Here is a 13,890-nt window from a genome sequence, read left to right as displayed (position 1 = left end):
ATGGTCACCATCAACCTCATCCGCGGCATGGGCAGCTTCTTCAAGGAGTGCGAGCACCCCGAGAGTCGGTGGCCGAGGTGCCCGCACGAGTACAAGATCCGCTACCGTAACGCGGCCGGGCGCCAGGCCGAGGAGTCCGGCTTCACAACCCAGGAGAAGGCCAAGGCGCGTCTGGCCGAGCTCTACCAGGCCCGGAAGAACTCCCCGCAGAGCCAGCGCAAGGCGGAGCGGATCCAGAAGTACGGCCCGATGCAGTTCGGGGACTACGTCGCGGAGTGGAAGGCCGGCCAGCGTGACCTCAGTGCTTCGTCCCGTAGGCACCTCGAATCACTGCTGGAGCACCATCTCTTCCCGGCGTTCCGCAGTCGTCGGATGGGCACGTTCGACCACAAGGTCGTCGAGACCTTCATCCAGGCCATGGAGCGCAACGGAGTCGGCCTCGCCACGCAGTCCAACGCATTCGACAAGCTGAAGTCGATACTCCTCGATGCCCACCGGCTCGGTCTGTACGACGAGAACCCGCTAGCCGGCGTCAAGCCGCCCCAGTACGACCCCAATCGCGCCGTCCTCCCCTCGCCCACCCAGCTCCAGGGGATACGCAGGGCCGGTGACGACACCTTTCTACTCATCGCCGACCTCATGAGCGGCTGCGGCCTGCGCAACGGTGAAGCCGCGGCGGTTAACCTCAAGAACATCGTCGCCGACGACGTCTACCGCGTCACCGAACAGGTCAACCAGACGACCAGGGACTACGCGCCGCTCAAGCACCGCAAGAAGGGCGACTACCGCGACGTTCCGCTCCCGGCGCGGGTCCGGCACTCCATCGAGTGGTACGCCGACAAGTATGGAACCATCGACGGCTACCTCCTCCGCCACCCCCGGGACCTCAGCAAGCCCTTCTTCCCGTGCCACCTCCTCCAAAACCAGTGGCAGCGCGTGGTGAAGCAGTCCGACGGCGTCGACATCCCAGACGGCATGGTGCTCTACGGCCTCCGTCACTTCTTCGCCTCGAACTGCCTCAGCCACAACATCCCCATCACCGATGTCGCCGAGTGGATGGGCCACAAGAGCCTCGATGTCACGTTCAAGATCTACCGCCACCTCATGCCCGGCTCCATCGGCCGCGCTGCCCAGGCCCTCGACCTCGGCCTCGCCGCCTGAAAACACACGGAGGGCCTGCCTCTGTGGGCAGGCCCTCCGCGGGTAGTCTGTCGGGTCACACAACGGACATGCGCTGCTGCTTCACCCACGCCTGGACGTCAGACAACTTGAACTGCAGTTTCGCGTTGGGACCACGCCCGAACCTGTACGGAACCAGTCCCGACCTGGGCCCCTCCCGGTACACCCACGTAACCGACATGTTCAGATACTCGGCTGTTTGCTTGACGCTCATGAACTGCGGCTGCATCGCTCCTCCACAACGGACTCTCGAACAGGTTCGACGCGGAGCACTATCAGTTCGAACACCGGATTAGCTCAGGCCGGGCCACCATGGTAGGTATCGGCGCCGACTGATGTTCGAGTCTGCAGGCGTCCGGCGATGCTCGCAACGTCTTGATCGGTTAGATCCCGGACGATCCCGAGCTGGTCTGCCTGATGCTGACCTCCTTCGACGACGACGACGCCCTGCTCGACGCGATCATGGCCGGAGCGGCTGGCTACGTCCTCAAGCAGCTCAAGGGCGCCGACCTGGTCAGCGCTGTCCGCACGGTGGCCTCCGGCCAGTCCATGCTCGACCCGGCCACCACACACAAGCTGATGGAGAGCCTGCGTCACCACGAGGAGAGCGAGACGGACGCCGCGCTCGCCGGGCTCACCCCGCGCGAGCGGGAGATCCTCGCCCTGGTGGGGGAGGGCAAGACGAACTGGCAGATCGGCCAGGAGCTCTACCTCGCCGAGAAGACGGTGAAGAACCACGTCTCGCGCCTGCTCGCCAAGCTGGGCGTCGAGCGCCGCCTCCAGGCCGCCGTCCTCGCCGGCCGGCTGGCTGAACGCGCCGACGGGCTCCGCGGCCAGCAAGCGTCCCTCCGTCTCGGGCGGCTCCGGCTCACGCCCCGTCAGAGTCTCGCTCACCAGCTCACCAGCTCACCAGCTCACCAGCTCACCGGCCTCGCCCGACTCCGTGATCCGGCACGGGGTGGCGGCCACCAGCTGACCGCGTGTGTCGAACACGGCCTTGCAATCCCCGTTCTTCGCCGCCTCGGCGATGTCGGCCTTCATCGCGGTCGCCGGCTCCCGGTCCGACAGGTACTCCTCCGCGGAGGCGGCGATCACCCGGGCCGCAGCCTGGGACTTGTCACGGAAGGCGATGTGCTCACGCTCGGTGATGGCCAGCCCGAGCGGCACCGCCGTTGCGGCCACCGGCACGACGGCCAGCGCGAGCAAGGCCAGCACGATCCGGCGGGTCACGGCGCGTCCGCCACCTCACCGAGGCGAAAGCCCCTGCCGTAGGCGGTCTCGATCAGTCCCGGGACGCCGAGCTTGCGTCGCAGCGCGGCAATATGGACGTCCACCACCTTCGTGGGCCCGTACCAGTGCGCGTCCCAGGCGCTCTGCAGGATCTCCTGGCGGGTGACCACCCGGCCCGGATCCGCGACGAGGCAGGCCAGGACGTCGAACTCCTTCGGCGTGAGGGCGACTTCGCGGCCACTCACGGTCACCCGACGGGCACGACGGTCGACCGAGACGGGGCCGTGGCGGACGGGTTCCTGCTCCGACGTGGTATTTCGAGAGCGGACGACGGCTATGGGTGGGCGGGAAGCGCGAGGCGTTCGATGCGGGCGGCCAGGTCGGGGTCGCTCTCGGTGCGGCCGAGCCGGCACATGGTGGTGGTGCGCACCGTGGTTGCCTTGACGCCGCGCATGCTCATGCACAGGTGCTCGCCGATGGTGAAGACCGCGACGTCGTCGGTGCCGGCGGACTTGGCGAGGTCGTGGGCGACATCGTGGGTGATGCGTTCCTGGAGCTGGAGGGCGTGGGTGTGGGCCTCCAAGTGCCGCACCAGCTTGGACAGGCCGAGGACGGCGGTGTCGGGGACGTAGGCGATGGAGACGTCGAGGCGGAAGGGGAGCAGGTGGTGCTCGCAGACGCTCCACGCCACGATGCCGGTCAGCAGCACGAAGTCGCCGTACTGCCTCTCCTGGGCGAAGCTGGTGTCGAGCCTGCCGGGGTCGTGGTCGAGGAACTCGGCCCACCAGTCGGCGACTCGGCGGGGCGTGTCCGTGAGGCCGTCGCGGTCGGGGTCCTCGCCGAGGGCGAGCAGCAGCTCGCGGGTCAGCTCCTGGACGCGCGGGCGGTCGACGGGGCGACGGCGCTGGGCCTGTACGGATATGGACGTCATGGGTCATCCCCTAGGGGTGAGTTGGCGGGGTGGCCGCGAGACACGGCAGGTCAGAGGTGGGTGGCGCCGGGCAGGCAGCCGAGGATCGGCACCGCAGTGAACGCCTCCGCGTACCGGGTGCCGATGCGGGCTCCCCAGAGCCGGCCGAGGTTCTCGGCCATGGGACCGAAATGCTGCTCGATCGGCTGGCTCGTGTGCTCGCGCAGCGCGGCCATCTTGGTGTCGAAGGACGCGGTGGCGTCCACGATCACGTCAGCGCGCACCGGGCCGTCGAGAGTGAGCGAGTTGTAGGTGTCGCAGGTGAAGAACCGGCTCGGACGGCCAGTGGCGATCCGGGGCTCGGGGACGGCCGCCAGCACGGTGGTGGCCACCACCCGGTGCCCGGGGTGGACGTCGTCCAGCGGGTGGGTGATGACGATGTCCGGCTGCGTCTCCAGCAACAACTGCCGCACGGTGGCGTGGTCGAGCCGGGGGACCTGCCACAGCTTGGTGCCGAGGACGGCGGAGCCCTTGCGGGCCTCGGCGTCGCGGACTTCGTCGCGGTGCGGGATGACGACGGTGACGACGGCGCTCCGGGCGTGGAGGGCGAGGGTGGCGCCGGCCCACAGCTCGGCGTCGTCGGGGTGCGCGAAGGCGGCCAGGACCGAGCCCGGCATGGCACCGCTCACCACAGCCCGAGCTTTTCGACGACGTCGGCGGGCTTCGGCAGCTGGGGGCTCGCGTCGCCGTGGGGGGCCAGGGGCACGTCCAGGTCGCGGTGCACCCTGATCATCGCCTCCCAGCGCAGCACCTCGGCCCAGGCGGTGGTGATCGCGTGACCCTTGGCGCCGGTCAGCCGCCCGGAGTTGCGCAGGTCGTGAAGTCGCATGCCGTCGCGCAGCAGGGTGGCGGCGACCTTCGGGCCGACGCCTCGGACGCCTGGGATGTTGTCGGACTTGTCGCCGGTCAGGGCACGGAAGGCCGGCCACTGGGCGGGGGTGACACCGAAGCGGGCGTGGACCTCGTCGGCGGTGATGATGCGCTGGGAGGTCTTGCGGGAGCGGTTGAGGATGCGCACGCGGTCGTCGAGGAGCTGGTAGAAGTCCATGTCCCGCGACATGACCAGGACCGCCCGGGATGCGGCGGCCCGGGTGGCGAGGGTGGCGATGACGTCGTCGGCTTCGGCGTCCTCGACCTCGACCCACCGGATCCCGTACGCGTCCAGGCCGTCCTTCACCGGAGCGAGGAACTGCAGAGGCTTGAGTGCCTCCGGTGTCGCCTCCCGGTTCGCCTTGTACTCCTGGTCGGCGGCCACGCGCTCGGTCGTGCCGTGCTCGCCGTCGAAGACGACCAGGACCTCGGGCGGCGCGACGTCGAGGTCGTCGCGGATCGTGGCGCGCAGCAGGGCGAAGAAGGCGAACAGGCCGGTCAACTCACGGGCCTTGTCGCGGGAGAAGATTGGGGCGGGGAAGCCGAAGGTGCCAGCCCACAGGAGGTTGAACCCGTCGACGAGCAGCAACGGCGCAGGCGTTGTGGGGGTTTCGGGCATCACGACACCGCCTCCAGGAAGAAGTCAGCGATTCGGCGGGGCTCGAATTGGGCTGCCCGCCGATACACGGTCTGTGTAGTCGCGGCGTACAGTATGTCATCTTCCAGCAGGGTTTGTGCCGCCCTGTGAAGAGCGGCCGGGCCGTCGTCGTGGTCGACGAGCAGGTGCTCGACGTCGCCGGTCGGGCTGATCAGGGCTGGCAGGTTGCCGACCCGGTAGGCGATGACCGGGGTGCCGACGCTCATCGCCTCCAGCGCCACCAGGCCGAAGGTCTCCTTGTGGCTGGGGACGATCACCACGGCGGCACCCGCGAGCCAGGGCAGCACCTCATCCCAGGCCAATGCCCCGTGCAGCCGGACCCCCGAAGTCCGGGCCGCTGCACGGCAATTGTCGAGGAGCTCGGATTGCGAGCCCGCGCTGGCCTCGAACCCGGCTTCGGCGAGCGCGACCTCGGCCGGCCGGCCCCGACCGGAGGCGGCCTCCAGCAGGTCGAGTACGCCTTTCTCCCGCCCGAGCCGCGCGAGGACGCGCACCGGACCGCTGCGCCGCAGCTCCTCGCGCACCTCCGGCGCGGGCGGGGCCACGGCGGGGTCGGGCAGGAGCGCGTTGGGGACGACGCGGAGGTTGCGCGGACCCCAGCCGGTCAGCTCGTCGCGGACGACCGCGGAGGGGACGAGGACGCGTGTGGCGCGGGCGAGCGCGGGCCCGGCGTCGAGGGTGTGCGGCTTGACGTGGGCGGCGAGCGCCCGGCGGACATGGCCGGGGATCTCACCGCGCAGGCGGCCCAGGCCCCACAGCGCGTCGGTGAACAACACGGTGTCGATGCGGTGCTCGGTGATCAGGTCCCGGATCTGACGCGTCAGCCTGGTGTCCTGGTAGGTGACGGCGCGGCGCAGCACGTCGTCGTCGCACGGGAACCGGACGTCGTCGAGGCGCAGTCGGGCGATGGTGACGCCGGGGAGGCCGGGGGCTTCGGGCTGGGGCGCGGCGGTGGCGATGACGGGTCGGTGGCCGTTCTGGGCGAGGCCGAGGGCCAGAGCTGCCGTCGCCCGTTCGATGCCGGCCGGGGCGTTTGGAGCCCAGGAGGCGAGGACCAGCAGGACGCCGCGGGAGGAGGGGCGGCCGATCACCGGGCGCTCACCTGCTTCAGGGCGGGCACGGGCCGGGTCTGGCCGGGGTGCGAGGCCTCCCATGGGAAGACGACCCAGTCGTCGACGGTCCAGGCCCACCGGTCCGGAGTCTGCGCGCAGCCGCGGTTGCGGAACAGCGCCGCCGTCATGATCTCGGCGCTGTGGTCGAGCCGGTTGTTCAGCGCGTCTGAGACTGCGGCGTACGTCGCTCCGGTGCCGACGATGTCGTCGACGAGAAGCACCGTCCCGGAGAGGCGCCCGGGCAGGGAGTCGGCGAGCTGGACCTCGACGTCGCCGGTGGCCTGCTGGAACGGAGCGTCGCTCTTGTTGTGCCTGGCCGCGACGGTGTGGAAGGGCACCTTGAGGTAGTCGGCCATGAGACGGGCCGGGTTGATCCCGCCGGAGGCGATGCCGACCACGCAGGTCACGTCCGGCTCGATCCCGACGACGGACTCGGCGATCAGTCGGGCCGCGTCGAAGCACTGGTAGTGCGTCGGCGCGAACGGGACACGCTGCGTGAAGACCCGCCTGCCGGTGCGCGAGGAGCCGGTCACGAGGAACTCCCGGAAGTGGGCAGGCGCAGGTCGGCCGGGCCGGTGACGGGGATGAATGCGGCGATGCCGGTGGCACCCCGGGTGTTGCGCCAGGCGTAGCCGTCGGCACGCAGGACGGTGAAGCCGCCTGCGCTGGTGCGGGTGCGCAGCCGGATCCGGACGCCGTCGGGGACGGTGAGCGGGCCGACGATCTCCTGGGCCTGCTCGTCGGTGAGCATCTGCTCGGCGGCGAGCGCGGCGCCGGAACCGATGGGGAGCATCTGGAGGAACGTCACCCCGCCGGCGCCGAGTTGGGCGGCGCGCTCCAGCAGCTCCTGGGCCTCGTGCCGGTTCGACTGCATGAGGACCATCTGGAGCTGCACGAATAGGCCCTCGTCCACGGCGGCGCGGATGCCCGCGATGGCGCGCCGGTAGCTTCCCTTGCCGCGCCAACGGTCGTGGGTGGCCTCGGTGGCGCCGTCGAGGGACACCCGGATGGCGTCGAGGGCGTCTACGAGTTCCTCGGCGCGGCGGGCGAGGTGCCAGCCGTTGGTGGTGCAGCTGACCACGCTGGTGCCCTGGCGGCGGATCGCGCGGGCGAGGTCGGGCAGGTCGCACAGCAGCAGTGGCTCGCCGCCGGAGAGGTCCACGCCCAGCACCCCCGAGGCGGCGATGTGGCCGGCGAGGATGCGCCGTTCAGCGGCGGTGGATTCGCGCACGCTCTTGTCGTCGAGGCACTGTGGGCAGTCCAGGTTGCAGCGCACGATCGGGGACCAGCACATGCTCAGCGGGAAGTCGAACGAGAGGTCGGAGGGGTCGGCCTCCGGCCAGCCGGCCACCTGCTGGTCGTCCAGGGCGACGCAGCCGGCGGGCAGCGGCTGGGGCGGCAGGTGGTTGGTGCCCACCGCCGGGTCGTGCACCACGGTGGTGGCGCCGAACGTGGCGGCGGCGAAAGCGCGGATCATCGGGTGATCACCTCGGCATCGGTCAGGTGCCTGTCAGCGGCGGCAACAAAAGCGTCGCCGCGGTCGGAGGGAGTGGGAAGGGACAGCAGGTGCCGGTAGTGGGCGAGCGTCGCGGGCCAGGAGGCGAGCTTGGCCTGCCACTGGGCGGCGGCGTCCGGCGGGTCGAGGTGGAAGCCGACAGCCTGTCGCAACGGGATGACGAGGCAGCCGGAGGCGATCAGGGCCGCGCCGAGGTGGGTGTCCTCCATTCCCCAGCCCAGCGCCCCGAACTCCTCGTCGAAGCCGCCGACGTCCAGCAGGTGCTCGCGCGGAACGGAAAGGAGCGCGGTGACGGCCATCCTGGGCAGGTCCCAGTCGTAGTAGAACCGCCCGTGGCCGAGGTTCTGGAAGTCCTCGGTGGCATCCAACGGGCGCCCGTCCAGTTCCTCGGTGAGCGTGATGCCCGAGTACGGCAGGACCTTGCCCGCCGGAGGCGTCCAGGTGACGCGGTGGTCGGCCGCGAGGAGCGCGGGCCCCTTGGGCAGCAGCGGCCCGCCGCAGGGCGAGGGCCGGTAGGTGACGTTGTGCCGGAACCCGGTCAGCACGGTGTCGGTCGCGGCGCGGGCGGCGACATCGGCGAACACGTGCGGGGGCAGCACCATGTCCGCGTCGACGAACAGGATGGTCGGCGCCTGGGCAAGGCGGGCACCGGTGTTGCGCGCCGCCGCCGAGCCGCGCCGCTCGGCCAGGCGCACCGCGGTGGTGACTACCGGGTGCCGGCGGCCGATCTCGAACGTCGCGTCCGTGGAGGCGTCGTCCACGAGGATCACCTCGACGTCGGCCGCGTGTTGCTGGGCGCCGAGGGCGTTCAACACCGTCGGCAGGGCGTAGGCGGTGTTGCGGGCCGGGATCACGACCGACATCGTCCGGCCTGCGGCGGCCTGCGCGGCGGTGGGCTGGTGCCAGTTCAGGCCGGTGCGCGTGGTGAACTCGGTCGTGAAGTACCGGTGGGTGTTGGGCCAGGCCTTGAGCGCCTCCGCAAGGCTGCGCATCACGGCCACCTCCATTCGTCGAGCACGGCGGCGGCCTGGGGCCAGCCGCGGGGGTCGGAGATCCAGTGCAGGACCGGGCGCTCCGGCAGGGCCAGGATGTCTGTGAGCAGGACCAGGTAGTCGGGTTCGAGGACCAGCAGCACCCGCTGCGGGACGCCGTTGGCGGCGAAGTCGCGCCGCAGTTGCCCGTTGACGATCAGGCGCAGCCCCTCGACCCGGTTGGTGCCGAGGCGCTGGTCGTACGAGGCGATCAGGTCGTCCGCGTGCACTAGACCGTAGGCCGCGGACAGGAAGCGGATCCGGCTGCGGGCGTGAGGGTGATCGCCGAAGCGGGCGTGCAGCTGCGGGGCGATTCCTCCGGTGTACCGCTCCAGGGCGGGCAGGAGGCGGACATCGGGGGCCTTGCGGCGCGAGCAGCCCGCGATCACGAGGTCGCCGATCACGCCGCTCGCACCACCCGGAAGCCGATGCCCGGTGAGCTGAGCTCGGCCGGAGCGGCGTTCAGGAACGTGCACCGGGCGTACAACGGCAGGGAATTGTAGGAGCCGCCGCGTAGCACGAAGCCGTCGCCGATCGTCTTCGAGGCGGTCCACTCCCAGCAGTTGCCGGCCATGTCCCACAGCCCGGTCGGAGTCCGCCCGCGGGGGTGGGAGCTGACCGGGGTGAGCCGTCCGCACGAGTCGCGCAGGTTCGCCCGCCCCTCGTTCGGCTCGTCCTCGCCCCACGGGTACCGGCGGCGTTCGGGCCCGGAGGCCGCCCACTCCCACTCCTTGGACAGCGGCAGCCGACCGCCCAGGTCGGCCGCGATCCGGGCCACCTGCGCGTGGGCCAACCCGACCAGCGGCCGGTGGTCAGGGGCGAGACCGAGTTGGGCGGGCGTGACCGGCGTCGCGGTCCACTCCAGGTCGATCACCCGCAACGGCTTCTGCCGGTCGCCGAACAGGCAAACACCGCCCGGCACCGGCACCCAGGAGAGCGGGTGGCCGGCAAGGTTTGGTGTCATCGCTTCCCCCTTCATCCGGCGATCAGGAACAGGTCTTCGGTGTTCACACCGGCCCACACCTTGGACTTCGCGAGGTTGGGACGCAGCCCACAGCACGCCAGCGCCCCGGTGACGGCGTCGAGGGCCTCGCCGGCCTTCTCGGCGCCGTCGCAGAAGACGCAGTAGTTGTCCGCGAACCGCACCGTGCGTAGCCCCGCAAGCCGCGCGTCCGCGCGGGACAGACGCAGGTTGATCAGCAGCGGCGACAGCGCAGTGCCCGGGACGAGTGGACACGGCAACGGCTCCAGCACCCGTTCGAACAGGCTCAAGAACGAGCCGTCCGCCACGTGCTCGGCCAGCCAGTCGGTGACCTCGGCCGCGCACGACCCCTCCGACACCCGCCTCACGTCCACGTCCGCCACCCACCGGAAGCCCTCCCGCAGGTGCCGGTCGGAGTCGCGCAGCGCGGTGATCCGGTTCCGCCCGGCTCGGTAGCCCGACACCCAGTCGGCGAACGCCCGTTGCTCCAGCACGGGCTCTACGGCTGCCCGCATCGCCCGCTGGACGACCCGGTCGGCCACCGTCGGGATCACCGAGGGCATGACCTTGCCGGTGTACGTGGTGATCGCCACCTCGCGCAGCGGACCGGGCCTCCAGGAGCCCGTCCGAAGCTCCTCGGCCAGGGCCTCCAGCCGACCGTCCAGGCCCTGCCGGAACTGCGCCCAGCTCATCCCGTCGGCGCCCGGCGAACCCGCGCGGCGCATGCAGGCCCGCGCGGCGGCCTTGAGATGCCGGGGCTCGACGAGGAACGACATCATCGAATGGGCGCGCGGAGGGCGGGAGTTGGCTATAGTGGGCTGTGCCTGGACGGCATGCAGGATCCCGCTCTCCTCCGCACCGCATACTTGGCCGCTACCCAACACGCGCGGCCTCGGGGAGCCGGAACGACCGCGCCGTCCAGGCACCTTGCTGTCATCACCGGCCACGCTCGTCCTCCCAGAGCAACGTGTGCAGCCGCGGGGTGAGATTCCAGCCCCGCTCCAGCACCTCGTCCGCCAACGCCCGCATCCCGCCGAGGATCGCCTCGCTGCTCGTTCCCTCCGGCATGACCCAGACGTCGGGAAGCGAGAACTCCTCCACCAGAGAAGCGACTTCGTCAAGCTGGGCGGCATCGTGGACGACGAACTTGAACCGGGCCTTGCCGCAGGCCGCCAGCACCTCCAGCGCTTCCGGGACGGTCCGTCGGTCCCCGAGCGCGGCGAAGGCCTCCAGCTTCGGCGACACGTTGAACGCCGCGACCAACTCGACCAGCTCCGGCTGCGGAACGACGGTGCCATTCGTCTCCACCTCCACCCGCCGACCCGACAGTAGCTGCACCAGGTCGACGACCCGGGCCTGCTGGAGCAGCGGCTCGCCGCCGGTGACCACCACCAGCCGCGGCGAGCGGGCCATCACCCAAGCCGCCAGATCCTCGACGCCGTGCCGAGTGGACACCTCGCGCGGGTCGAACCGGGACCAGTCCCACGTCTCGGGGGTGTCGCACCCCGGGCAGTGGAGGTTGCACCGCGACAGCCGGACGAACAGGGACTGCTGCCCCACGCTCGGGCCCTCGCCCTGGAACGTCGGCCCGAAGCACTCCGCCACCAGCAGACCCTTGTCGGCGCCGGCCTCACCCTCGGACAAGCTCACCGCTCCTCCAGCACGAACTCGGCCCAGCTGCTCGCCGTTTCCGACACCCGCACCGACGTCAGCCGGCCCGGCAGCGACGGCTCCACGTGCTCCACGAACCAGCCGGCCAGCCAGCAGGCGAGGTTCTCCGACGTCGGCGCGACCGGCAGGACGTCGTTCAGCACCCGGTGGTCGAGCGTGCTGTCGATCAGCTTCTTGACCGGGACGAGATCACCAAAGTCCGTGACGAATCCGGGCGCCACCAGCCGGTCGGCGGTCAGGACGAACTCCACCGCGTAGGAGTGGCCGTGCATCCGCGCGCACTGGTGGCCCTCCGGCAGGTCGGGCAGGAAGTGGGCCGCCTCGAACCGGAACGCCTTCCCGATCCGGTGCCGACCAGACACAGCGATACCGTTCATCGGGCCACCCCCGTGGGCGCGGTGGCGTACTCCGTTGGGTCCTCGACCTCGGCGAGCACGAACGCCTCGATCCGCTCGGTGCACGTCCCGCACGTCCCGCAGTGCAGCTCGCCGCCGCGGTAGCACGACCAGGTGTCCGCGAACGGCACACCGACCTGACGGGCGACCCTCACGATGTCCGCCTTCGTCTGGTCGATGAACGGCGCCAGCAGCTGGAAGCCCTCGGCGATGAACCCCTCGTTGCCGACCCGGGCCATCTCGGCGAACACGTCGAAGAACTCGGTGCGGCAGTCCGGGTAGACGGCGTGGTCGCCGGCGTGGGCACCGAACGCCACCGCGTCCGCCCCCGCGGCGACCGCCGCGCCCACGGCAATCGACAGCATGATCGCGTTCCGGTTGGGCACCACGGTGCTGCGCATGGTGTCAGCCGTGTAGTGGCCGTCGGGCACCTTGACCGACGAGTCCGTCAGCGCCGAGCCCGACAGCAGGCGACCGAGCCTGCTCAGGTTGACCACCTCGTGGCGGGCGCCGAGGCGGCCGGCCGCCCGCTGCGCGAAGTCGAGTTCCTTCCGGTGACGCTGGCCGTAGTCGAACGAGAGCAGCGTGAGCCGGCTGCCGCTGTCGGCGAGCCAGTAGGCGACGGTGGTGCTGTCCAGCCCACCGGAGGCGATCACCACTGCGTGTTGCGGGGAAGCGTGTTCAGTCATCTCCATACGTCTTTCCTCGTAGTCCTCCGCTGTCGGAGGGCGGAGTGAGTCCGGCGTGCGCACGCTCGTAACGGCCAGCGGCGCGGTGGCGGACTCAGACCGGTGTGGACGCGAGCACCTCCCCCCTGACGATCGGGGGCGGAGTTGCTGCCGGACGGGTGGGGCAGAGGAGCCGGGCGGCTGCGGACGCGAAGCACGCACGGCGTACATGCAGAAGCCGCACGGCAGGAGCGCCTCCGCGAAGGCCGTCGGCGGCCCGCAGGGACTGCTCGCAAAGGGCGAGAGCGTCTCCGGCGATTCGGACGTCGGCCGAACGGACCAAGGTGCTACGGACCGTGCTGCAGATGTCGGCCAGTTCCCCGGCGCCGGCGTCATCGAGAGGAGCGGATCTGGTCCACCACGTGAGTTCCGCGGCGATGTAGACCAGTCCCCGTTCACGCGAGAACCGCGGGAGGCCGTCCTGTGTCACGGGCACAGGCCAGCGTGCCGGGAGGACAAACCGCACCGGTTCGGACGGAGGCAAGGCTAGGCTGCGCCGATGTCGGGGACGGTCCGGGCGACGTCCGCTCCGTGCGCAACTCCCGGTTCCCCCAGTTGGTGGCTCGCGACCACCCCCAGGAGGCCGAGAACGGCCATGTTGCCCAGGAGCCACAGCGTCCACAACACAGTGGCGAATCGGTCGTGGTCCACCTCCTCGCTTCGCGCCCAGGAGGTCCTGTCGGTGGCGAACCGGGGAGGGCGCCGCAGCGGCATGGAAGAGATGCTGAGGATGAAGGATGCGTTGCTGTGGAGGTCCAATCGGGGCCGGACGTGCGGCGCAACGAACGGTTCGGCCGGTGCGTCCGTCTGGGCGCTGGCCGGAGCCGGACGGGCGGCCGGGATAGCCGGCGGGGACAAGACCATGCTCATCAGTCGACTCCTATCACCGACGTGGCCGAGAGGGTGCTGCACGAATCGACTTGGATCAAGGGCGGAAGCAGTGTCCACGGCCGGGTCCTTTCTGGAGGTGATGCCGATCGCGCCCCGAAGCACGGTTGGGAGGGTTGGGCAGCCGTCGAGTCGCCGGAGCCCGTGAGGTGGGTCGGTCCGGCCGGGCTGCCAACTTCGGGCGGGTCATACCGAATCACCAGCCAAAGCCCCTGTGACAGTGCAGACTTGTTGCATCGTGCGGCGTTGATGTTGAAAATCTGCCCATGACCTGCGAAGTCAGCGGTCAAAATTCTCTGAAGGAGCGCAATGACGCGATGTGGACAGCTCGCCGTGTTGCGCAGGGCTGCCGGCTACACCCAGGAACAGCTGGCGGTGGCAATGGACGTGGACCGGACGACCATCCATCGGTGGGAGAACGGGAAGGCAACGCCGCGCCCGTGGCAGATGCCGAAGCTCGCCCGACTCCTTAAGGTCCCCCAGGATGAGTTGCGTGCCGTCATCTTCGGGAACCTGGATGCCGATGGCGCTCCGCAACCGGGACCAGTGGCAGGGTCGGGGGGGGGGGGGGGGGGGGGGGGGGGGGGGGGGGGGGGGGGGGGGGGGGGGGAGGAGAGGGGGGGGGGGGGGGGGGGGGGAGGGGCACGGAGCACCGCACGC

Annotated in this window: 19 protein-coding genes and 1 pseudogene; 3 read left to right on the top strand and 17 right to left on the bottom strand. The window is 70.6% G+C overall.

Going from position 1 to position 13,890, the window contains the following annotated elements; all coding sequences use genetic code 11:
* The gene (locus tag ACZ4WV_RS19455) at positions 1-1,161 is read left to right on the top strand and encodes a tyrosine-type recombinase/integrase (protein ID WP_465748242.1); all 1,161 of its coding nucleotides are present in this window, start codon (positions 1-3) and stop codon (positions 1,159-1,161) included.
* A 55-nt stretch (positions 1,162-1,216) separates the two neighbouring features.
* Here ACZ4WV_RS19455 and ACZ4WV_RS19450 read toward each other — a convergent pair whose 3' ends face one another.
* Positions 1,217-1,393 carry a helix-turn-helix domain-containing protein gene (locus tag ACZ4WV_RS19450; RefSeq protein WP_465748381.1) on the bottom strand — a complete coding sequence of 59 codons (177 nt, stop codon included), beginning with the start codon at positions 1,391-1,393 and terminating at the stop codon, positions 1,217-1,219.
* Positions 1,394-1,578: 185 nt separating this feature from the next.
* On the opposite strand from ACZ4WV_RS19450, the pseudogene ACZ4WV_RS19445 reads away from it, so the two are divergent.
* Positions 1,579-2,004: pseudogene (locus ACZ4WV_RS19445) on the top strand (LuxR C-terminal-related transcriptional regulator); the annotation flags it as partial.
* A gap of 81 nt (positions 2,005-2,085) precedes the next feature.
* Here the strand turns inward: ACZ4WV_RS19445 and ACZ4WV_RS19440 are convergent.
* The 16 genes from ACZ4WV_RS19440 to ACZ4WV_RS19365 all read right to left on the bottom strand — a co-directional run bounded on the left by ACZ4WV_RS19440 (position 2,086) and on the right by ACZ4WV_RS19365 (position 12,993).
* Positions 2,086-2,409, bottom strand: coding sequence for a hypothetical protein (locus ACZ4WV_RS19440; protein ID WP_465748240.1), 324 nt, complete (start codon positions 2,407-2,409; stop codon positions 2,086-2,088).
* A complete protein-coding gene (locus tag ACZ4WV_RS19435; RefSeq protein ID WP_465748238.1) occupies positions 2,406-2,654 on the bottom strand; it encodes a winged helix-turn-helix domain-containing protein in 249 nt (82 codons plus the stop codon). The genes ACZ4WV_RS19440 and ACZ4WV_RS19435 overlap by 4 nt, the downstream gene beginning before the upstream one ends.
* 89 nt (positions 2,655-2,743) lie before the next feature.
* Complete coding sequence (folE, locus tag ACZ4WV_RS19430; protein ID WP_465748236.1) at positions 2,744-3,340, bottom strand: GTP cyclohydrolase I; 597 nt, start codon at positions 3,338-3,340, stop codon at positions 2,744-2,746.
* 50 nt (positions 3,341-3,390) lie between these two features.
* Entirely contained in the window at positions 3,391-3,996 is a 606-nt protein-coding gene (locus tag ACZ4WV_RS19425; protein WP_465748234.1) for a PIG-L deacetylase family protein, read from the bottom strand.
* An 8-nt stretch (positions 3,997-4,004) separates the two neighbouring features.
* Positions 4,005-4,868, bottom strand: a complete 864-nt coding sequence (locus ACZ4WV_RS19420; RefSeq protein WP_465748379.1) for a 5'-3' exonuclease — start codon at positions 4,866-4,868, stop codon at positions 4,005-4,007.
* A complete protein-coding gene (locus ACZ4WV_RS19415) occupies positions 4,868-5,998 on the bottom strand; it encodes a glycosyltransferase family 4 protein (protein WP_465748232.1) in 1,131 nt (376 codons plus the stop codon). Before ACZ4WV_RS19415 ends, ACZ4WV_RS19420 begins: the two co-directional genes overlap by 1 nt.
* Entirely contained in the window at positions 5,995-6,552 is a 558-nt protein-coding gene (locus ACZ4WV_RS19410; RefSeq protein ID WP_465748230.1) for a phosphoribosyltransferase, read from the bottom strand. Before ACZ4WV_RS19410 ends, ACZ4WV_RS19415 begins: the two co-directional genes overlap by 4 nt.
* A complete protein-coding gene (locus tag ACZ4WV_RS19405; RefSeq protein ID WP_465748228.1) occupies positions 6,549-7,496 on the bottom strand; it encodes a radical SAM protein in 948 nt (315 codons plus the stop codon). Before ACZ4WV_RS19405 ends, ACZ4WV_RS19410 begins: the two co-directional genes overlap by 4 nt.
* Entirely contained in the window at positions 7,493-8,527 is a 1,035-nt protein-coding gene (locus ACZ4WV_RS19400; RefSeq protein WP_465748226.1) for a glycosyltransferase family 2 protein, read from the bottom strand. The genes ACZ4WV_RS19405 and ACZ4WV_RS19400 overlap by 4 nt, the downstream gene beginning before the upstream one ends.
* Positions 8,527-8,970 (bottom strand): hypothetical protein, encoded by a 444-nt coding sequence (locus ACZ4WV_RS19395; protein ID WP_465748224.1) that lies wholly within the window; start codon positions 8,968-8,970, stop codon positions 8,527-8,529. The genes ACZ4WV_RS19400 and ACZ4WV_RS19395 overlap by 1 nt, the downstream gene beginning before the upstream one ends.
* Positions 8,967-9,530, bottom strand: coding sequence for a formylglycine-generating enzyme family protein (locus ACZ4WV_RS19390; RefSeq protein WP_465748222.1), 564 nt, complete (start codon positions 9,528-9,530; stop codon positions 8,967-8,969). Before ACZ4WV_RS19390 ends, ACZ4WV_RS19395 begins: the two co-directional genes overlap by 4 nt.
* Positions 9,531-9,541: 11 nt before the next feature.
* Positions 9,542-10,324, bottom strand: a complete 783-nt coding sequence (locus ACZ4WV_RS19385; protein ID WP_465748220.1) for an RNA-directed DNA polymerase — start codon at positions 10,322-10,324, stop codon at positions 9,542-9,544.
* Between the two features lie 160 nt (positions 10,325-10,484).
* Complete coding sequence (locus tag ACZ4WV_RS19380) at positions 10,485-11,192, bottom strand: 7-carboxy-7-deazaguanine synthase QueE (RefSeq protein WP_465748218.1); 708 nt, start codon at positions 11,190-11,192, stop codon at positions 10,485-10,487.
* A gap of 2 nt (positions 11,193-11,194) precedes the next feature.
* The gene (locus ACZ4WV_RS19375) at positions 11,195-11,581 is read right to left on the bottom strand and encodes a 6-pyruvoyl trahydropterin synthase family protein (protein ID WP_465748216.1); all 387 of its coding nucleotides are present in this window, start codon (positions 11,579-11,581) and stop codon (positions 11,195-11,197) included.
* Between the two features lie 11 nt (positions 11,582-11,592).
* Positions 11,593-12,303 carry a 7-cyano-7-deazaguanine synthase QueC gene (queC, locus tag ACZ4WV_RS19370; protein WP_465748214.1) on the bottom strand — a complete coding sequence of 237 codons (711 nt, stop codon included), beginning with the start codon at positions 12,301-12,303 and terminating at the stop codon, positions 11,593-11,595.
* A 525-nt stretch (positions 12,304-12,828) separates the two neighbouring features.
* A complete protein-coding gene (locus tag ACZ4WV_RS19365) occupies positions 12,829-12,993 on the bottom strand; it encodes a hypothetical protein (RefSeq protein WP_465748212.1) in 165 nt (54 codons plus the stop codon).
* A gap of 546 nt (positions 12,994-13,539) precedes the next feature.
* Here ACZ4WV_RS19365 and ACZ4WV_RS19360 point away from each other — a divergent pair.
* Positions 13,540-13,890 (top strand): helix-turn-helix transcriptional regulator (locus ACZ4WV_RS19360; protein WP_465748377.1); only part of this gene is annotated, 351 nt, incomplete at its 3' end.

Source organism: Kitasatospora sp. NPDC029312 (genome assembly GCF_055569215.1).
This window is presented reverse-complemented; position numbering and strand designations above follow the sequence as displayed.